We start from the raw sequence: 19,460 nt of genomic DNA, 5'->3' as shown, positions 1-19,460 counted from the left end.
CTATTCAAGTCAGGACGAGTATACAGTGCGGCCCGCAACAAGCGTTTGCAAGACCCTGCCTTGCAGCCGCGCGCCTTCGAAGCAGGTGTTCTTGGAGCGCGAGCGAATGTCCTTTTCGCTTACCACCCAAGGGTCTTCCAGATCGACGATGCAGAGATCGGCATTGGCGCCCGGCGCGAGCGTTCCGCCCGGCAGGCCGAAAATACGGGCCGGTGCGGTCGAGAGCGTTTCGATCAGACGCAGCAATGGCACATCGCCATTGTGGTAGAGGCGCAAAGCAGCGCCGAGCAGCGTTTCAAGGCCGATTGCACCGGCGGCCGCATCGGCGAAAGGCAGGCGCTTCGTATCCACATCCTGCGGATCATGCGAGGAGACGATGATGTCGATCGTGCCGTCCTTCAGTGCCTCGACCATCGCAAGCCTGTCTTCCTCGGCGCGAAGATGCGGGGAAAGCCGGAAGAATGTGCGGTATTCACCGATGTCATTCTCGTTCAGCGACAGATTGTGGATGGACACGCCCGCTGTGACATTCGTGCCTTCGTTCTTGGCAACCGAAATTGCGTCAGCGGCCATGGCCGTCGAAATCTTGGCTGCGTGATAATTGCCCTGCGTGAGGCGCGCCAGCATCAGGTCGCGCTGCAGCGGGATTGTTTCCGCTTCCCTCGGGCTGCCGGGAAGACCAAGCCAGCTTGCGTAAAGCCCTTCATTCATGACGCCGGTCGCGCCAAGATGCCGGTCCTGCGTTTCATGTGCGATGACCGCGCCGAAATCGCGTGCATAGGTGAGGGCGCGGCGCATGGTCAGCGCATTTGCGATTGTCGCGCGGCCATCGGTAAGCGCAACCGCGCCTGCTTCCATCAGAAGGCCGAACTCGGTCATCTCGCGACCTTCGAGGTGCTTGGTGATGGCTGCGGCCGGAAACACGTTGACGACGGCAGTGTCGCGCGCAGTGCGCAGTACGAATTCGACCAGAGCGACATTGTCGATGACCGGATCGGTATCCGGCATCATGATGACCGAGGTGACGCCACCTGCTGCGGCTGCAAGGCTTGCCGACGCGATGGTTTCGCGATGTTCGCCGCCGGGTTCGCCTATGAAAACGCGCGAGTCGACTAAGCCGGGGATGACGGTCTTGCCGGTGCAATCATGGATTTGTGCACCGCCGGGGGCGCCCTGATTGCGCGCGGAAGCCCCGGCTGCAACGATCTTCTTTCCGTCGACAATGACGGTGCCGATTTCGTCGATACCGCGCGACGGATCGACGATGCGCGCATTCTGGAAGACGGAGACGCTCATGACGGCACTCCATCATTGCGGCGGGGATCGAGCAGCGCTTCCATGACGGCCATGCGGACTGCAACGCCCATCTCGACCTGTTCCTGAATGACGCTTTGCGGGCCGTCAGCGATTTCGGAGGCGATTTCGACACCCCGGTTCATCGGTCCGGGGTGCATCACCATCGCATCTTCCTTGGCGGCCTTCAGCTTTTCGGCATCAAGGCCGTAGTAGCGGAAATATTCGCGAACCGAAGGCACGAAAGCGCCTTCCATGCGCTCGCGCTGCAAGCGCAGCATCATGACCACGTCCGCGCCTTTCAGGCCTTCCTGCATGGTGCGGCAGACTTCCACGCCCATCTGGGCAATGCCGGTGGGCAGCAATGTGGAAGGCGCAACCACTTTCACGCGAGCGCCCAGCGCATTCAGCAGCAGGATGTTGGAGCGCGCGACGCGTGAGTGGAGAACATCGCCGCAAATGGCGACCGTCAGACGCGAGAGTGCGCCCTTGGCACGGCGGATCGTCAGCGCGTCGAGCAGCGCTTGCGTCGGGTGTTCATGTGCGCCGTCTCCGGCGTTTACGACCGAGCAGCCGACTTTTTGCGCGAGAAGTGCCGCAGCACCTGCCGAGGCATGGCGGATGATAAGAATGTCCGGGCGCATCGCGTTCAGCGTCATCGCCGTGTCGATCAGCGTTTCGCCCTTCTTCACCGAAGAAGAGGCGACCGACATATTCATGACGTCTGCGCCAAGACGCTTGCCCGCAAGCTCGAAGGAGGCCTGCGTGCGTGTCGATGCTTCATAGAAGAGATTGATCTGGGTTCGGCCGCGAAGGATCGACTTCTTTTTCTCGGACTGGCGGGAAACCGCAACGGCGGCATCGGCCCTATCCAGCAGAAGTTCGATGTCGGGCGGCGACAGATCCGCAATGCCCAGAAGATGGCGGTGAGGATAAAGCGGGAAGGTTGTTGGCTCTGTCATATCAAATGGGTGCTATAGGCGCGGTCGGGGCCTGCGGCAATACATAGTGTGGAGATCGACCCCATCTTCCCCGGTATTTTCGTCGTGCGGGTTGCATTCATTGGGTTATAAAGCCGAAAGAGCGGTGGGCGGATTCGTCCATAACCCCGAATTCGCGCCCGAAATTGTAAAGGAAATTGCGTGACGCACGAGGTAACCAACCAGCCGCCGCCGCTTACGGGAAGCAATGCGTGGCGGGGTGACCCCCTGCTTATCCAGCTTGCCGAGCGGTTTTCGGAGCCTGTTCGCAAGGATCTCGACGGGCTTGGCCGCTTCGTGCTTACGCCGGAAGCGCAGGATCTTGCGCGGCTTGCAAACACCGACACACCGCGGCTTAAAACGCATGACCGGCAGGGCCGTCGCGCCGATGTCGTGGAATTTCACCCGGCCTATCACGCGCTTATGCGCCGTTCGATCGCCAGCGGGCTTCACTCGTCGATCTGGGAGAATGGCGAAGCGGAAACCGGACGCAGGCATCAGATTCGCGCAGGGCGCTTTTATCTGACCGCGCAGCTCGAATGCGGTCATCTTTGCCCGCTCACCATGACCAGCGCTTCGCTTGCCGCATTGATGGCGAGCACCAAGCTTTTCCGCGAATGGGCGCCGCGCGTCACCACGCGCAAATACGACCAGAGCCAGAAGCCGCCTGTTGAAAAGGCCGGGCTGACGCTCGGCATGGGCATGACCGAAAAGCAGGGCGGCACCGACGTTCGTGCCAATACGACCAAGGCGGAGCGCACTGGTGGCAATTTCTATCGCCTGACCGGCCATAAATGGTTCATGTCAGCACCTATGTCGGATGCGTTTCTCGTGCTTGGACAGGCGCGGGAAGGGCTTTCCTGTTTCATGGTTCCGCGCCTGCTTGGCGACGGGTCGAACAATGGAATGCGGTTCCAGCGTTTGAAGGACAAGCTCGGCAACCGGTCCAACGCATCGTCCGAAGTCGAATTCGAGGAAGCCATCGGCGAAATGGTCGGCGATCCCGGCGCGGGCGTCAAAACCATCATGGATATGGTGACGTTGACCAGGCTGGATTGCGCGGTCGCGTCTTCAGCCTTGATGCGGGCCGGTCTGGCCGAGGCGGTGCACCACACGCGTCACCGGCAAGTCTATGGCTCTACGCTTATCGAACAACCGCTGATGCAGCGCGTTCTGGCGGACATGGCGCTCGATGTGGCTGCCGCGACCGCATTGTCGTTCCGGCTGGCCCGCTCTTTCGATGAGGCAGCCAGCGACCGCAGCGAAGCGTCTTTTGCCCGCGCGATGACGCCCGTCGTGAAATATTGGGTCTGCAAAATCGCACCGGCGCTTCTTTATGAGACGATGGAGTGCCTTGGCGGCAATGGCTATGTCGAGGAAGCGCCGCTCGCGCGCTACTATCGCGAAGCGCCTGTCAACGCGATCTGGGAAGGGTCCGGCAATGTCATGGCGCTCGACGTGTTGCGCGTGCTTGGCCGTGCGCCTGCACTCTTCGACGAGGTGCTCGCCGGTATAGAACGCGATCTCGGTCCAAGCGGGCGAGGCACTGTCGGCGTGTTGCGGGCCGCAATGCAGGTCGCGAATTCCGACGAAGGCTCAGCCCGCATCCTGACGGAACAGCTTGCATTGGCGGCAGCAGCAGCGGAGTTGCGGCGGCTTGGGGCAGGGCGCATCGCAGATGCTTTCATCGAGACGCGCCTCGCAGGCCAATGGCGCGGCACCTACGGGATGCTGGATGCACGGCATGATGCAAGAATGATCGTGGATACGCTCTATCCGGCGGCGTAGAAATTAACCTTAACAAATGGTTTAGATTGCAGCCGCAAAACATAAGCAGCACTGTGATCCCGAAAGCAGGGATTCCATGCGCGGTCATTCGGAAAAGTCATCGAAAAGCGGTCACTCCAAGACGGATTGGAGAGGCTGATGCGCTATATTCTGGCACTTTGGGCCGCACCACTCATCCTTTTCTGGGGCTGGTTTCTGCTGTCTGCCAACAATATTCATTTCGGCTATGTGATGCTGACGCGGCAGGCTCATGATTTGATCTTCCAGCTTTACGGGGAAACGCTCGGAATCGACCCGACGATCATTCCGGGGCTGATCGTTAAAGCCTGTATCATCGACACGCTGCTGATTTTGGCGATCTACGCATTCCGCCGCCGCAAGCCGATCATTGCGTGGATCAAAACGCAGCGCGCCGCTTATTCGGGCGAATCATCCGCGCCGAGTGCGTGAATACGGTCCAGTACGCCTTGCAGGATAAAAGCTGCCGCTGCTGAATCGATGCGGTCACCTCGTTTCTTGCGCGACACGTCCATTTCGATCAGCGCACGTTCGGCCGCGACCGTCGAAAGCCGCTCGTCCCAGAAGGCGAAGGGCAGATCGGTCAGCCTCGCGGCATTTCGCACGAAAGCGCGCGACGCCTGAGCGCGCGGGCCTTCGCTCCCGTCCATATTGACCGGCAGGCCCATGACGACCGCGCCGACATTGTCGGCCTTGAAGGTGACGAGCAGGGCGTTGACGTCGAGCGTGAATTTCTTGCGCATGACGACCTGACGCGGATTGGCAAAGGACAGCCCGCGATCCGACACGGCGACGCCGATCGTCTTGTCGCCGAGGTCGAGCGCGGCAAGCGTTTTACCGGCGACGAGATGCGTCTGCAGGTCTTCAATTGTGCTAATCGCCAATTTCTGCCGCTTTCTTTTTGACTTGAACCCGTCGCGTTCTATCCTTGCGATCAGCAAAAATCGAGGATCATCATGAAACTTACCTGGTACGGCCATTCCGCTTTTCGCATCGAAGCGGGCGACGCAAAGATCCTGATCGATCCGTTCCTGACGGGCAATCCATCATGGAACAAGCCGTGGGAAGGGCCTGCCGAGGGCATTACGCATGTTCTGCTGACGCATGGCCATAGCGACCATATCGGCGATACGGTGGAAATCCTCAAAGCCACGGGCGCGACGCTCGTCGCGAATTTCGAGATTTGCATGTATCTCGTCGGCCAGGGCGTGAGCGACAAGAAGATCAATCCCGGCAATCATGGCGGCACGGTCGATTGCGGCGGTTTCACCACGACATTCGTGAATGCGCTGCATTCCTCGTCATTTCCGGGCGAGGGCGGCCAGAATACCTATCTGGGCAATCCCGCAGGCCTCGTGCTGCATTTCCAGAACGACAAGTCACTTTATCATATGGGCGATACGGATATTTTCTCGGATATGGCGCTGATCAACGAATTGCATCAGCCTGCGGTCGGTATCGTGCCGGTCGGCGACCGGTTCACGATGGGCGGCGCGGTCGCGGCACTTGCCTGCCAGCGTTTCTTTAATTTCGAGCAGGTTATACCCTGCCATTTCGCTACTTTCGGCATGATCGAGCCGAATGCCGACAAGTTTGTCGCCGGAATGGACGGTGCCAAGGCCAAGGTGCTGTTGCCGAAGATCGGCGAGCCGTTCGACATCTAGAGGCTTTACGGGCACGAACATTGTTGCGTGAGGCCGTCTGCACCGGTATAGCGCGGGCAGTGATTGGCCCGGTTTACCGGAGGTTTTTGTGTCCGTAGATATTCAGACAGTAAAGCGCGTCGCGCATCTCGCCCGCATTGCGGTGGACGAGCAGGATGCGGAGCGCATGACAGGCGAGCTGAACGCCATATTGGGCTTCGTCGAGCAATTGAGCGAAGTCGATGTTTCCGGTGTCGAGCCGATGACATCGGTTATTCCGATGGAAATGAAGAAGCGCGCCGATGTCGTGACCGACGGCAACAAGGCGGCCGACATCGTCGCCAATGCGCCGGCGACCGACGAGAACTTCTTTCTCGTGCCGAAAGTCGTCGAGTAAGTCGCGTCGCAAGACGCCGAGCTTCCGCGAATAGAATCTGGATTTGAGTGTATGAGCGAACTTATCAAGCTGACGATTGCCGAAGCCCGCAAGGCGCTGCGCGACAAGGAATTTTCCGCATCCGAACTCACGGATTCGTACCTGAACGCCATCGACGCGGCCAATCCGACGCTCAATGCCTATATCGCGGTCACGCATGACAAGGCGCGCGACATGGCGAAGGCTTCGGATGCGAAGCTCGCCGTCGGTAATGGCGGAACGCTGGAAGGCATTCCGCTCGGCATCAAGGATCTGTTTGCGACCGAGGGCGTCCACACGCAGGCATGCAGCCATGTGCTGGACGGTTTCAAGCCGCATTACGAATCGACCGTCACGGCCAATCTCTGGGCTGACGGCGCGGTTATGCTGGGCAAGCTCAACATGGATGAGTTCGCGATGGGCTCGTCCAACGAGACTTCCTATTACGGCGCGGTGAAAAACCCCTGGCGCGGCACGGATTCGAACAAGGATCTGGTGCCCGGCGGCTCATCTGGCGGTTCGGCTTCCGCAGTTTCCGCATGGCTCTGCGCTGGTGCGACTGCCACGGACACAGGCGGTTCGATCCGCCAGCCTGCGGCATTCACCGGCACGGTCGGCATCAAGCCGACCTATGGTCGCGTTTCCCGTTGGGGCACGGTGGCCTTCGCATCCTCGCTCGATCAGGCTGGCCCGATCGCACGCGACGTTCGCGACGCCGCAATCCTGTTGAAGTCGATGGCTTCGGTGGATGCGAAGGATACGACTTCGGTCGACCGCGCAGTGCCGGATTATGAGGCGGCAATCGGCAAGTCCGTAAAGGGCATGAAGATCGGCATTCCGAAAGAATACCGTGTCGATGGCATGCCGGAAGAAATCGAAAAGCTCTGGGCGCAGGGCATCGCCTGGCTGAAGGAAGCCGGTGCGGAAATCGTCAATATTTCGCTTCCGCATACGAAATATGCGTTGCCTGCCTATTACATCGTGGCACCTGCCGAAGCTTCGTCGAACCTCGCCCGTTATGATGGCGTACGCTATGGCCTGCGCGTTCCGGGCAAGGACATTGCCGAGATGTACGAAAACACCCGCGCCGCCGGTTTCGGCCGCGAAGTGAAGCGCCGCATCATGATCGGCACCTATGTTCTCTCGGCCGGTTATTACGACGCTTATTATCTGCAGGCGCAGAAGGTTCGCACGCTGATCAAGAAGGATTTCGAAGACGCGTTCAATGCGGGCGTCGATGTCATCCTGACGCCTGCAACGCCATCCGCTGCATTCGGTATTGCCGACGAGGAAATGGCTTCCGATCCAGTCAAAATGTACCTGAATGACATTTTTACGGTGACGGTGAACATGGCGGGACTGCCGGGTATCGCTGTTCCGGCCGGGCTCGATTCGAAAGGTCTGCCGCTCGGCTTGCAGCTTATCGGCCGTCCGTTCGACGAGGAATCGCTGTTCCAGACTGCCGATGTCATCGAAAAGGCAGCCGGACGCTTTGCACCGGACAAATGGTGGTAGGCATAAACGCAGAACGCACGAAAAGCGGGGGCTGATCGATGTTCTTCGTACTCTCCAAGGTCTTCTGGTTCTTCATTCAACCGTTGAACCTGGTCATCTTCCTGATCTTTGCCGCGATTTTCCTCGGCTGGCTCAGGATGCGGCGGCTCGCGGCAACGCTTTCGCTGGCGAGCCTTTTGATCCTGGTTCTGGTCGTCTGGACCTCGTTCGGCGCGATGTTGCTCAACCCGCTTGAAGAACGCTTTGCGCGCCCGCAATTGCCGGAGCGCATCGACGGCATCATCGTTCTCGGCGGCGGCTTCGAAGGCGCGATCAATCTGGCGCGCGGCGGCTATGAGCTGAACAATGCGGCGGATCGTTTCGTCGAGACTGCCGTTCTGGCGAGACGTTTCCCTGAGGCGAAAATCGTCATCTCGGGTGGTTCCGGCGAGTTAATCCTTGAAGGCGAGGGCGATGCAGACACCGCGCCGCGCCTGCTCAATGCGCTTGGCGTCGAGACGAGCCGGATGACGCTGGAGAACCGCTCGCGCAATACGTTTGAAAACGCCGTGTTTTCAAAAGAACTGGTCAATCCGCAGCCCGGCGAAACCTGGCTGCTGATTACCTCGGCGTTTCACATGCCGCGTTCGATGGCGCTGTTCAGGAAAGCGGATTTCGCCGTTCTGCCCTGGCCGACCGATTACCGCACATCCGGTGAGGAAGGCATTGGCTTCTTCAAGGACAATGCACTGGACAGCGTGCAGAACGCGACGCTCGGCATTCGCGAGTGGATCGGTCTTTTCGCCTATCGCTTTTCCGGCAGGATCGACTCGGTATTTCCCGGCCCTGACGCTTCCTGATCGGAAACAATGACGGCCTGCCGGGCTGCCGAGAAAAACTGGCGGCGCAGGAGTACTGCAAACAGCAGGATGGTTGTCAGTACGAACACAAGCGGATCGATGAACCAGCCGAGATAGCCGATCGAAAAGAACACCGCACGCAGCCCGGAATTGAAATGCCGGCCTGCCAGGATGTTCATCTTGATAGCGCGGCCGAGTGCGACTTCCAGTTCCCAGCCATGTGCCGCGCCTTCCTTGACCATCGGAACGGCGCCGATGAGGATCGAGCAATAGTTGAAGAGCCGGTACGACCAGCCGAATTTGAAAAATGCGAAGGCCAAAATCGTTATCAGGCCAAGCACCTTGATTTCGAAAACGGAGCGGAGCGGCTTTTCTGCAAGCGAGAGTTCCGACATGACATTCAAGACGTGATCGGACGCGCCAAGAAGCGCGAAGCAGCCGCCGACCGCGATAAGCGCGCTGGACGCGAAGAACGCCGTTCCCTGTTGCAGACCGACCATGATGCTCGTGTCGATCATTCTGAGTTCACGCTTCGCCATGGTCCGCATCCAGGCTTCGCGCTGTGCATTCATTGCGTTGGTCAAGGAAACGCGGCCGACGATCCTGCCGTCGGAAGCCATTCCGTGGACGAGCCATGCGACGATGAAAAGCGCCAAAGCGGCGTAATCGGTGAGTGTCAGAAAATATGAATCGGCCATGTCCGCCACTTAAATCAGCCTGCTTTGCTATGGTTTGTACACCTTGCCACAATGCAGCCAAACATATTGAAAATGCGTGCAGTAAGGAACCGGCGCCAAACGATTGAATTCGTTGGCACGGCCAGCAAATTCGCATGGCTGCCGTGCAAGATTTGTCTGTTTTTCGCCTTGTTTCGCAGTTGCGAAATGATTGGTTAAAGAGTAGTAAATCGCTCCCTGCCGATAGGCGGATGGTGTTGAACGATTGGTTCAACGCGAAAGATACAGGACAATCATGGACGATGGCGTTCAAAAATCCTGCTGGGGCCTGACGGCCAAGGCAGTGATCGCTTTTGCAGGTATCATCCTGCTCGCTTGGCTCGTCGGCGGAACCGAAACCGCCGCGGTTCTCGCTGCAAGCTGAGCTTCAACCAAACCGTAAATTCGAATACAGTGATTTGCCAAGTGTCGTTGATGCGCTAGCAAACGGCGGGGGGTGCGAAGCCCATTTCCTCGAAAAATTCGACACATCATCTTATATCCGATAGCCCACGCTATCGGATTTGAGGACACAGCAAATTGTTTCTGTCGGTTTTCGACCTTTTCAAAATCGGGATAGGCCCTTCGAGCTCGCACACGATGGGCCCGATGACGGCTGCCGTGCGCTTTCTGGAAGAGCTCGCAGGCGATGACTGGCCGCGTCCCGCTGGTGCGAAGGTTGAAAAACTGGGCGCAAGCTTGCACGGGTCGCTCGCTTATACGGGCGTAGGGCATGGAACCGACCGGGCCGTCGTGCTTGGATTGACGGGACTGACACCGGTTACGGTCGATCCCGATAAGGTTGACGGCATTATCGAGGAAATCAACTCCACCAAACAAGTCTCGCCTCCCGGCCATCCCTCCTATCGTTTCGACCCGGGAACGGATCTCGTTCTGGACAAGAAAACGCCGTTGCTCGGCCATGCGAATGGTATGGCGTTCTACGCGTATGACGGTGAAGACCGTCTGCTTTTGAAGCGCATCTATTACTCGATCGGGGGCGGTTTCGTCGTTTCCGATGAAGAGCTTCAGCGCATGAAGACGACCGGGCAGAAACAGACGGGCAAAACCGTGCCTTATCCGTTCAAGAATGCCGTCGAAATGCTGAAAATGGCGGGCGAAAGCGGGCTTTCCATCGCTGAAATGAAGCGTATTAATGAGGAAACCCACGTAACACGCGAGCAACTCGATGCTGGTTTGGACCGCATCTGGGATGCGATGCGCGGCTGTATCGAGCGTGGGCTTTCGCAGGACGGCATCATGCCGGGCGGGCTGAAGGTAAAACGCCGGGCGCGCTTTCTTCACGACAAGCTCCAGGAAGAATGGCGCCAGAACCGGCCCAATCCGCTTTTGGCGAATGACTGGCTGTCGATCTACGCGATGGCGGTGAATGAAGAAAATGCGGCTGGCGGGCGCGTTGTGACTGCGCCGACGAATGGCGCTGCCGGTGTTTTGCCTGCGGTGCTGCGTTATTGGCTGCATTTCCATGTCGATGCCGACCAGCGCGGCATCCGCGATTTTCTGCTGACGGCTGCCGCAATCGGTGGAATCATCAAGACCAACGCCTCGATCTCCGGAGCGGAAGTCGGCTGTCAGGGTGAGGTCGGTTCGGCCTCGGCAATGGCGGCGGCAGGCCTTGCCGCGGTGATGGGCGGTTCGCCCGCGCAGATCGAGAATGCAGCGGAAATCGCGCTTGAACATCATCTTGGAATGACCTGCGATCCGGTAGGTGGTCTCGTTCAGGTGCCTTGTATCGAGCGCAACGCGCTGGGCGCTGTGAAGGCAGTCACGGCGGCCTCGCTTGCGACAAAGGGCGACGGCACACATTTCGTGCCGCTCGATGCAGCAATCGAAACCATGCGCCAGACCGGCATGGATATGAACGAGAAATACAAGGAAACGAGCCTTGGCGGTCTCGCGGTGAACGTGGTGGAATGCTGACGCGCTCTGTGGAGAACCGGCCTGGACTGTTGACCGGGCGAGCGCACTCGCTAAATCTCTTGATATGGCACTGAACCTCATAAAACTCTGCGTCGGCTGCAGCAGCGTCGAAGACCTCGAGGAGTGGATTGCCTTCCGCCTTGAGGAAAAGCGTCGCGCTGGCCAGCCGGTCGAGCAATTCCACACCACACGCATGGTGCCGACGCGCGCGGCCGAACTTGTCGATGGCGGTTCGCTCTATTGGGTTATCAAGGGCAATGTGCAATGCCGTCAGCGCTTGCTTGAGGTGCGTCCGTTTACGGATAGCGAAGGCATTTCCCGCTGCCAGCTCGTGCTCAAACCAAATGTCATTCGCACTGACTGGCAGCCGCGCCGCGCATTTCAGGGATGGCGTTATCTCAAAGACACCGATGCGCCGGCCGACATCGGGACCGGTAGCGCGGCAGAGCTTCCGCCGAATCTGAAGCGCGAACTGGCGGACCTTGGGCTGCTTTGACGCGCGGGGCGGGCTTGCAAGCTCGTGGCGATCGCCACATGTTCATAGCATGAATGAAAAACGCCCACCCGCCACGACCTCGACGAGCGTCGCCAGGAATGTCTCGAAGTCTGCCGAGATCGATGCGTTCGTGCGTCAGGCGCGCGCTGCCATGATCCAGAATACCGGGCAGGATGCCGGACGTCTCACACTGGCGATGGACGCCACGATGAGCCGTCAGCCGACATGGGATCTCGCCTGCTCGCTGCAGGCAGAAATGTTCGATGCCGTCGGCAAGGCCGGTTCGCTCAATGTGCAACTCATCTATTTTCGCGGATTGGGTGAATGCCGCGCGTCCAAATTCGTTGCCGATACGGCATCTCTCAAAAACTTGATGACGAAAATCACCTGTCAGGGCGGCCAGACGCAGATCGGCAAGGTGTTGGCGCATACGCTGGCCGAGACGGGCAAGAAAAAGGTCAATGCACTGGTCTATATCGGCGATGCGATGGAAGAGAATGTTGACGATCTGGCCGAAAAAGCCGGTCGCCTCGGCCTTCATGGAACGCCGGTCTTCATATTTCAGGAAGGGCGCGATTCGGCGGCAGAGATCGCTTTCAAGGAAATCGCCCGGCTGTCCAAGGGCGCATGGTTCCGGTTCGACCGGCAATCTGCCGCAACCCTGGCGAAACTGCTGGCGACGGTCGCCGTCTACGCGACAGGCGGGCTCAAGGCGCTGGAGCAGCGCGGCACACCACATGATCGGCTGATGATCGAAAATCTGCGCGGAAGCGGCCCGAAATGAGTATTTTTCTGGGAGTTCTGGCGGGGTTCATGCTGCTGGCGATGCTGTGCGTTGCGCTGGTGCGTCTCGATGCAAAACAGATCGCAACGACGGTGCGAATGGTCGGCCCGATTTTGCTCGGTGCGATCGGCGTCATCATGCTTTTCATGGGACGCGCAGGCGTTGGCGGCGGGTTGATCTCGCTGGCGCTCGGCTGGTTTACATGGGCGCGGCGGATTTCGTCCCAGCAAAAATCACCGGGAAAGACATCTACGGTCAGAACCGCGGCAATCGAAATGGAACTGGACCATGACAGCGGGACGCTGGATGGTTTCGTGTTGGCGGGACGTCATGAAGGCAAGACGCTCGATTCCATGAGCCTCGACGAACTGAATGAGCTGCATCGGGAGCTCGGCTCGGATCCCGAAAGCGACCAGCTTTTACAGACTTATCTTGATGGCCGATTTCCCGCCTGGCGCGAAGACGCGAATGCGGACGGTCGCGACAGGCAGGGAGCTGCGCCAAGTTCTGGCGCCATGACTAAGGAGGAGGCCTACAAGGTCCTTGGTCTTGAAGCGGGGGCCGCTGCTGCGGATGTCCGCAAGGCGCATCGACGCTTGATGCAGCGCCTGCACCCCGATCTCGGAGGTACGTCTTTTCTCGCGGCGAGAATCAACGAAGCCAAGGACGTCCTGCTCTCCAATCACAATTGATACTCCTTCGACAAATTACTTTCCGGGAGGCGGAACGCCGTGCTTACTGCTGCACGGCGTAACAGGCGATTTTCTGCTTCTTCAGAGCGCCACATGCATTCCAGGCAGCGTCCTTGGACACGAAACCAGCAAAGCGTGCGCGGTAGTAGGTCTGGTTGCCATTCTGGAAAGGCACGGTAAACGGCGAGGCGTCTGCCAGAACCTGCGGTGCAGCACCGCTGGTCTTCGAGAGGAATGCCTGCGCTTCGCTCTGGCTCGTTGAAGATGCGACCTGGATTACCCAACCGCTTGGCACAGACGCCGTATTCACCGGATCGACATCCACATTGACCTGCGGGCGTGGAGCCGACGCGGCATATGCCTGGATGGCTGCCTCAGCCGATGCGACCTGCTGGGACGGACGGCGTGTTGGTGCCACTTCTTCCATCGCTACGAAAGCGTTGTCAGGACGGAAATCCGGGGTAGGGGCGTTCTTCTTCGGCAGGATGGCGCTGGCCATCGTTACAAATGTCGTGCTGCCGGCACGGGCAACGAGCGGACCGCGGTCGCGGGTCGATGCAGCAGGCAAATACTTCTTGATGAGGTCTGCCATATGGTTGTCACGGCTGGCGCCGGACTTGCCGCCCATGACGACCGCGACGATGCTGCGATCCCCATCGACGACCGACGAGGTCAGGTTAAAGCCAGAAGCGCGGGTGTAACCCGTCTTGATGCCATCGACACCCCTGACGCGGCCGAGCAGGCGATTGTGGTTGCCCATGCGCTGGCGGCCAAGCGTGAAGGACTTGGTCGAAAAATACGAATAATACTGAGGATAATGCTCGCGCAGCGCTATGCCGAGGATCGCCATGTCACGCGCGGTGGTGAGCTGCTGGTCGTTCGGAAGGCCCGAAGCATTTCTGAACACGGTGTTGTTCATGCCGAGCTGCTTGGCCTTCTGCGTCATCAAACGGGCAAAACCCTGCTCGGAACCGCCGAGATATTCGCCCATCGCGGCGGCGGCATCATTGGCCGATTTGGTAACGAGCGACAGGATGACCGTTTCGGTGGTGACCGAGTTGCCAGCCTTCACGCCGATCTTTGTCGGCGGCATGGCGGCAGCCTGCGCCGAAAACGGAATGCGCGTTTCCTTGGTCAGTTTGCCCGACGACATGGCTTCGAACACCATGTAGAGCGTCATCATCTTGGTGAGGGACGCAGGAAAACGCGGCTCATCGGCACTCGATTGGAAAAGAGTCTTTCCCGAATTCGCGTCGATGACGATCGCTGCATATTTAGGATTCGCAGATGCTGGAACCGTGGCGGTTAAGGAGATCGCCAATGCCAGCGACGCGGCAACCGCGCCTTTGAAAGAAAATAATGTTCGGAGAGCCATACCCGACAACGCCTTGCGCACTGTTACACCCTTTGAGAATTTGTGTTTCGCCCGAGGCGGCAAAGGTCCAGCCTCATGTCTAAGGGGGCATGTTACGCGGGCAGCGTTACCAATCCGTTTATGGTAACCGGAACGTTCACCATTTAATTCGAGCTTTACCTACAGGCTCGTTGATACCGAACCGCGCGAATGTTGACTTTTTGTGCATCGCATCTAAAATTAATGCAGTGCACAAGACGGGTGTCCGTCGAATTCCTACAAAAAAGGGAAATAAAAATGGCGCAGTTTGAGAATGCCGGAAATTTCGGTGCAGAATTCGTAGATCACAGCCTCAAGAGCTTTGCGGCTCTTTCGAAAGGCACGCAGGCAATTGCGGCCGAGGCAGGCGATTACACCAAGAAAAGTTTCGAGAATGGCGGTGCTGCTTTCGAAAAGCTGATTTCCTCCAAGTCACTTGAGTCGGCAGTGCAGGTGCAGGCCGACTACGCGAAAAGCGCTTATGAAGGTTTCGTCGCCGAAGCGACAAAAATCAGCGAACTTTACGCAGACCTCGCCAAGGAAGCATACCGTCCGTTCGAACAGGCCGTCGCTAAGGCCAGCTAAGCCTTACCAGCGCAGCGTTCCAATCGAAGGCCCGGTTGCTTTTTGCAGCCGGGCTTTTTCGTCTGTTTCATTTTATTGTGTCTGTCTATGCCGGCAAATCGACCGATGGCACCATCAGCCGTATTGTCAGCGCAGCAGAAGGGCTTAAAATCTGATTTTGACTACCTACATTCAATGTCGGAAGCGTGCCCGATGAAAGGCAAGGAATTTTTGAAGACTATCGGGAAAGCCACAGAATCAAATGTGGCAAGGATGCAGGACGGGCCGGGCAACAACGGAGTTGGCCGTGGCACGGCAGTAATCTCGCGCACCAAAACGAAAACGAAGAAGCCGAGCCTCTATCGGGTACTCATCTTAAACGACGACTACACTCCCATGGAATTTGTCGTCCATATTCTTGAACGATTTTTCCAGAAAGATCGGGAGGCGGCGACTCGCATCATGCTGCACGTGCATCATCACGGTGTTGGCGAATGTGGGGTCTATACATTCGAGGTGGCCGAGACCAAAGTGTCTCAGGTCATGGACTTTGCCCGTCAGAATCAACATCCGCTGCAATGCGTGATGGAGAAAAAGTGAGGTTTTTATGCCGGCTTTCTCCCAAGGCCTGGAAAAGGCGCTTCATCAGGCGCTGACTCTTGCAAACGAGCGTCACCATGAATACGCGACGCTCGAACATCTCCTGCTCGCCCTGCTTGACGATTCGGAGGCCGCTGCAGTCATGCGCGCCTGCAATGTCGATCTGGACGAACTCAAACACACAGTACTGACCTATATCGATACCGAACTGGACAATCTGGTTACGGGCTACGATGAGGATTCGAAGCCGACAGCCGGATTCCAGCGCGTGATTCAGCGCGCAGTCATTCACGTCCAGTCTTCCGGCCGTGAGGAAGTGTCGGGCGCAAATGTGCTGGTCGCGATTTTTGCAGAGCGCGAAAGTCATGCTGCATACTTCCTGCAGGAACAGCAGATGACCCGCTACGATGCGGTCAACTACATCTCGCATGGTATCGCCAAGCGTCCCGGTGCTTCGGAAAGCCGTTCGCCGAAAGGCGCGGATGAAGAGCAGTCAGGCTCGACCGGTGCGGAAGCCGCCGAAGAAGGCGGCAAGAAGAAGCAGCAGGACGCACTGACTGCTTATTGCGTCAATCTGAACGACAAGGCCAAGGCCGGGAAAATCGACCCGTTGATCGGTCGCGAAACCGAGATCAACCGTACGATTCAGGTTCTGTGCCGCCGCTCGAAGAACAATCCGCTTTATGTCGGTGATCCGGGTGTCGGTAAAACCGCCATCGCGGAAGGCCTGGCCAAGCGGATCGTCGAAGGCGAAGTTCCCGAAGTGCTTCGCGACGCGACGATCTTCTCGCTCGACATGGGCACTCTGCTCGCCGGCACACGCTATCGCGGCGATTTCGAAGAGCGCCTCAAGCAGGTCGTGAAGGAACTGGAGGATTTTCCAGGCGCGGTTCTGTTCATCGATGAAATCCATACGGTCATCGGTGCGGGCGCCACTTCAGGCGGAGCAATGGATGCTTCGAACCTGTTGAAGCCCGCTTTGTCGTCGGGTGCAATTCGTTGCATCGGTTCCACGACCTACAAGGAGTTCAGGCAGTTCTTCGAAAAGGACCGCGCACTCGTGCGCCGGTTCCAGAAGATCGACGTGAATGAACCGAGCGTCGACGACGCAATCGAGATCATGAAGGGCCTGAAGCCTTATTATGAGAGCTTCCACAAGGTGAAATACACCGCGGATGCGATCAAGGCTGCCGTCGAGCTTTCGGCGCGTTACATCAACGACCGCAAGTTGCCCGACAAGGCAATCGACGTGATCGACGAAACGGGCGCATCGCAGATGCTCCTGCCGGATAACAAGCGCAAGAAGACCATCGGCATCAAGGAAATCGAGGCGACCATCGCCACGATGGCCCGCATTCCGCCGAAGACGGTTTCGGCAGACGACGAGCAGGTTCTCGCTGGTCTCGAAATCGAGCTGAAGCGCGTGGTCTACGGTCAGGACACGGCGATCACCGCATTGTCGTCGGCGATCAAGCTTGCACGTGCAGGCCTTCGCGAACCGGAAAAGCCGATCGGCTCCTACCTGTTCTCAGGCCCGACGGGCGTCGGCAAGACGGAAGTTGCCAAGCAGCTCGCTGCCTCGCTCGGCGTCGAGCTGATCCGCTTCGACATGTCGGAATATATGGAGCGCCATACCGTCTCGCGGCTTATCGGTGCGCCTCCCGGCTATGTCGGCTTCGATCAGGGCGGTCTGTTGACCGATGGCGTGGATCAGCATCCGCATTGCGTGTTGCTGCTCGACGAGGTCGAAAAAGCCCACCCGGATCTGTTCAACATTCTGTTGCAGGTCATGGATCACGGCAAGCTTACCGATCACAACGGCAAGCAGATCGACTTCCGCAATGTCATCCTGATCATGACGACGAATGCGGGTGCCTCCGAGATGGCCAAGGCGGCAATCGGCTTTGGCTCGGTCAAGCGCGAAGGCGACGATGTCGAGGCGATCAACCGGCTGTTCTCGCCGGAGTTCCGCAACCGTCTGGATGCGATCATTCCGTTCGGCTCGCTGCCGATCCCGGTCATCCATCAGGTGGTCGAGAAGTTCGTCATGCAGTTGGAAGCGCAGCTTTCCGATCGCGGCGTGACGTTCGAACTCGCGCCGGAAGCGATCGCATGGCTGGCCGACAAGGGTTACGACGAACGCATGGGTGCGCGGCCGCTTGGCCGTGTCATTCAGGAGCACATCAAGAAGCCGCTGGCGGATGAAGTGCTGTTCGGCAAGCTCAAGAAGGGCGGCACGGTTCGCGTGACGGTCGAGACCAAGGAAACGGGAGAAAAGGGCCTGAAGCTCGAATCCCTGCCTGAAGAAACGCCCGTCAAGCCGAAGAAGGAAGAGGTCAAAAAGCCTCCAGTGAAAAAGGCTGCGGCGAAAAAAGCCGCTCCCAAGAAAGCAGCGGCACCGAAGCCCAAGACGGTGTCGAAGGGCAAGGACGGCGGCAAGCGCAGTCTTGTTCCGCAACTGCCGCGGAAGTCATAAGACTGGCCTCATCGAGACGCTTTCTGGCGTGGTCGATGAGGCCTGACTTTCCAAGAGGTTTGTGTTAGTCCGGTCTGCGTCTCAGTAATGAGGCGCAGACTTTTTTGTCCTTTGCGTCGTGTTTCCACCGGAAAAGCTGGCGTTTTGGGCCGAACGCGCTGGTTTTTCGCTGCATGCCGGACTCTGACGTTTCGTTGCAATCTAAATCCGCGCCGCGTGGGACATGGTTCTTTCGCGGCATCATGGCTGCGGTTTCCGTTCCCGGCTTGATACTGGCCAGCGCTTTCATCGGCTTTGCCGGACTTGCCAAAGAATCCGGGATCACCATGGCGCAGGCCGTGTTCATGACCGGCGTTGTCTGGGCGCTGCCTGCGAAAGTCGTGCTGATCGGCGCAATCCTTTCCGGGGCCTCGCTGCCTGCAGCCGCCTTTGCCGTCGCGCTGTCCTCCGTGCGATTGATGCCGATGGTTGTGGCGCTCGTTCCCGAAATGCGCGCACCGCATACGCGCAAATGGGTGCTCTACCTGCTCTCGCATTTCGTTGCCGTCACCTCATGGGTGCTGGCGATGGAAAAACTCAAGCGGGTGCCGGAGCATATGCGCACCACCTATTATGCGGGGCTGGGCGGCACGCTGGTTCTCATGAACATGGTCGTCGTCGCGGTCGTGTTTCTGATGGCAGACAGCTTTCCGCCCGTCGTTTCTGCCGCACTGTTTCTTCTGACGCCCATCTACTTCCTGACGTCGCTCTGGAGTTCGGCGCGCGAGCGGGCAGGGCATATCGCCATGATTTTGGGGCTGGTCCTCGGCCCGGTCTTCCATGTGCTCCTGCCGAGCTTCGACCTGGTTGCTGCGGGCATTCTGGGTGGTGGCGGCGCCTATCTGGCGCACAAATTCATGCGGAAGGGCCAGGTATGACGTTCTGGTCGAACGAGGCCTGGTGGTGGCCATTTTTATTCATTCTGGTTGCAGGTTGGCTGGCGACGGATGCGTGGCGTTTTCTGGGCGTGTATTTCGGCGGACGGATCTCTGAAAGCTCCGATTTTCTGGTGCTCGTCCGGGCCGTCGCGACGGCGCTCGTTGCTGGTGTGATCGGCAATCTGATCGTGTTTCCAAGCGGCGCGCTGGCTGACACCGCTTTGGCCTTGCGGGTCGGTGCGGCAGTGATCGGCTTCGTCGCCTATCTGGTCAGTGGAAAACGCGTCCTCGTAGGTATCGTAATTGCCGAAATCGTCCTGATAATCGGTATTTTCGCAGGGTTTTAGGTGCATTTTTGCGCCTATTTTCGCGATTTTTCGGCGCGTGCCG

The 19,460-nt window shown here is 58.5% G+C and carries 21 protein-coding genes; 16 read left to right on the top strand and 5 right to left on the bottom strand.

Annotated elements, in window-relative coordinates:
• Positions 1-9 precede the first annotated feature (9 nt).
• On the bottom strand, positions 10-1,296 hold the full coding sequence (locus tag ABFT80_RS16235) for a dihydroorotase (protein ID WP_347972968.1): 1,287 nt from the start codon (positions 1,294-1,296) through the stop codon (positions 10-12).
• A complete protein-coding gene (locus ABFT80_RS16230; RefSeq protein WP_347972966.1) occupies positions 1,293-2,255 on the bottom strand; it encodes an aspartate carbamoyltransferase catalytic subunit in 963 nt (320 codons plus the stop codon). The genes ABFT80_RS16235 and ABFT80_RS16230 overlap by 4 nt, the downstream gene beginning before the upstream one ends.
• Before the next feature lie 180 nt (positions 2,256-2,435).
• On the opposite strand from ABFT80_RS16230, the gene ABFT80_RS16225 reads away from it, so the two are divergent.
• Both ABFT80_RS16225 and ABFT80_RS16220 read left to right on the top strand, forming a co-directional pair.
• A complete protein-coding gene (locus ABFT80_RS16225) occupies positions 2,436-4,061 on the top strand; it encodes an acyl-CoA dehydrogenase family protein (RefSeq protein ID WP_347972965.1) in 1,626 nt (541 codons plus the stop codon).
• Between the two features lie 138 nt (positions 4,062-4,199).
• On the top strand, positions 4,200-4,511 hold the full coding sequence (locus tag ABFT80_RS16220; RefSeq protein ID WP_347972964.1) for a DUF6105 family protein: 312 nt from the start codon (positions 4,200-4,202) through the stop codon (positions 4,509-4,511).
• Here the strand turns inward: ABFT80_RS16220 and ruvX are convergent.
• Entirely contained in the window at positions 4,478-4,963 is a 486-nt protein-coding gene (gene ruvX / locus ABFT80_RS16215; protein ID WP_347972963.1) for a Holliday junction resolvase RuvX, read from the bottom strand. The two genes, ABFT80_RS16220 and ruvX, sit on opposite strands and share 34 nt — an antisense overlap.
• 72 nt (positions 4,964-5,035) lie before the next feature.
• Between ruvX and ABFT80_RS16210 the strand changes: the two genes are divergently transcribed.
• From ABFT80_RS16210 to ABFT80_RS16195, 4 genes are all read left to right on the top strand, one after another.
• Positions 5,036-5,743, top strand: coding sequence for a metal-dependent hydrolase (locus ABFT80_RS16210; RefSeq protein ID WP_347972962.1), 708 nt, complete (start codon positions 5,036-5,038; stop codon positions 5,741-5,743).
• Positions 5,744-5,831: 88 nt separating this feature from the next.
• Positions 5,832-6,119, top strand: a complete 288-nt coding sequence (gatC, locus tag ABFT80_RS16205; protein WP_347972961.1) for an Asp-tRNA(Asn)/Glu-tRNA(Gln) amidotransferase subunit GatC — start codon at positions 5,832-5,834, stop codon at positions 6,117-6,119.
• Positions 6,120-6,170: 51 nt separating this feature from the next.
• Complete coding sequence (gene gatA, locus ABFT80_RS16200) at positions 6,171-7,652, top strand: Asp-tRNA(Asn)/Glu-tRNA(Gln) amidotransferase subunit GatA (protein WP_347972960.1); 1,482 nt, start codon at positions 6,171-6,173, stop codon at positions 7,650-7,652.
• Between the two features lie 38 nt (positions 7,653-7,690).
• Positions 7,691-8,491, top strand: a complete 801-nt coding sequence (locus ABFT80_RS16195; RefSeq protein WP_347972959.1) for a YdcF family protein — start codon at positions 7,691-7,693, stop codon at positions 8,489-8,491.
• Here ABFT80_RS16195 and ABFT80_RS16190 read toward each other — a convergent pair.
• Positions 8,437-9,189 (bottom strand): DUF599 domain-containing protein, encoded by a 753-nt coding sequence (locus tag ABFT80_RS16190; RefSeq protein ID WP_347972958.1) that lies wholly within the window; start codon positions 9,187-9,189, stop codon positions 8,437-8,439. The two genes, ABFT80_RS16195 and ABFT80_RS16190, sit on opposite strands and share 55 nt — an antisense overlap.
• Positions 9,190-9,463: 274 nt before the next feature.
• Here ABFT80_RS16190 and ABFT80_RS16185 point away from each other — a divergent pair, with 274 nt between their 5' ends.
• The 5 genes from ABFT80_RS16185 to ABFT80_RS16165 all read left to right on the top strand — a co-directional run bounded on the left by ABFT80_RS16185 (position 9,464) and on the right by ABFT80_RS16165 (position 13,120).
• The gene (locus ABFT80_RS16185; protein ID WP_347972957.1) at positions 9,464-9,592 is read left to right on the top strand and encodes a hypothetical protein; all 129 of its coding nucleotides are present in this window, start codon (positions 9,464-9,466) and stop codon (positions 9,590-9,592) included.
• A 155-nt stretch (positions 9,593-9,747) separates the two neighbouring features.
• A complete protein-coding gene (locus ABFT80_RS16180) occupies positions 9,748-11,148 on the top strand; it encodes an L-serine ammonia-lyase (RefSeq protein WP_347972956.1) in 1,401 nt (466 codons plus the stop codon).
• A gap of 64 nt (positions 11,149-11,212) precedes the next feature.
• Entirely contained in the window at positions 11,213-11,644 is a 432-nt protein-coding gene (locus ABFT80_RS16175) for a DUF1489 family protein (RefSeq protein ID WP_347972955.1), read from the top strand.
• 49 nt (positions 11,645-11,693) lie between these two features.
• On the top strand, positions 11,694-12,428 hold the full coding sequence (locus ABFT80_RS16170) for a VWA domain-containing protein (RefSeq protein ID WP_347972954.1): 735 nt from the start codon (positions 11,694-11,696) through the stop codon (positions 12,426-12,428).
• On the top strand, positions 12,425-13,120 hold the full coding sequence (locus tag ABFT80_RS16165; protein ID WP_347972953.1) for a DnaJ domain-containing protein: 696 nt from the start codon (positions 12,425-12,427) through the stop codon (positions 13,118-13,120). The genes ABFT80_RS16170 and ABFT80_RS16165 overlap by 4 nt, the downstream gene beginning before the upstream one ends.
• A gap of 43 nt (positions 13,121-13,163) precedes the next feature.
• Here ABFT80_RS16165 and ABFT80_RS16160 read toward each other — a convergent pair whose 3' ends face one another.
• A complete protein-coding gene (locus ABFT80_RS16160; protein WP_347972952.1) occupies positions 13,164-14,495 on the bottom strand; it encodes a D-alanyl-D-alanine carboxypeptidase in 1,332 nt (443 codons plus the stop codon).
• Between the two features lie 276 nt (positions 14,496-14,771).
• Here ABFT80_RS16160 and ABFT80_RS16155 point away from each other — a divergent pair, with 276 nt between their 5' ends.
• From ABFT80_RS16155 to ABFT80_RS16135, 5 genes are all read left to right on the top strand, one after another.
• Positions 14,772-15,098: a phasin family protein gene (locus ABFT80_RS16155; protein ID WP_347972951.1), complete on the top strand. Its 327-nt coding sequence runs from the start codon at positions 14,772-14,774 to the stop codon at positions 15,096-15,098.
• 252 nt (positions 15,099-15,350) lie between these two features.
• Complete coding sequence (clpS, locus tag ABFT80_RS16150; protein ID WP_347973159.1) at positions 15,351-15,677, top strand: ATP-dependent Clp protease adapter ClpS; 327 nt, start codon at positions 15,351-15,353, stop codon at positions 15,675-15,677.
• Between the two features lie 7 nt (positions 15,678-15,684).
• Entirely contained in the window at positions 15,685-18,153 is a 2,469-nt protein-coding gene (clpA, locus tag ABFT80_RS16145) for an ATP-dependent Clp protease ATP-binding subunit ClpA (protein ID WP_347972950.1), read from the top strand.
• A gap of 173 nt (positions 18,154-18,326) precedes the next feature.
• Positions 18,327-19,070: an AzlC family ABC transporter permease gene (locus tag ABFT80_RS16140; RefSeq protein ID WP_347972949.1), complete on the top strand. Its 744-nt coding sequence runs from the start codon at positions 18,327-18,329 to the stop codon at positions 19,068-19,070.
• Complete coding sequence (locus ABFT80_RS16135; RefSeq protein ID WP_347972948.1) at positions 19,067-19,417, top strand: AzlD domain-containing protein; 351 nt, start codon at positions 19,067-19,069, stop codon at positions 19,415-19,417. Before ABFT80_RS16140 ends, ABFT80_RS16135 begins: the two co-directional genes overlap by 4 nt.
• Positions 19,418-19,460 lie beyond the last annotated feature (43 nt).

The organism is Foliimonas ilicis (assembly GCF_039939195.1).
GTDB classification, from domain to species: Bacteria; Pseudomonadota; Alphaproteobacteria; order Rhizobiales; family Rhizobiaceae; genus Foliimonas; species Foliimonas ilicis.
Note: the sequence above shows the minus strand (reverse complement) of the source record. Positions and strands in the feature narration are given on the sequence as shown.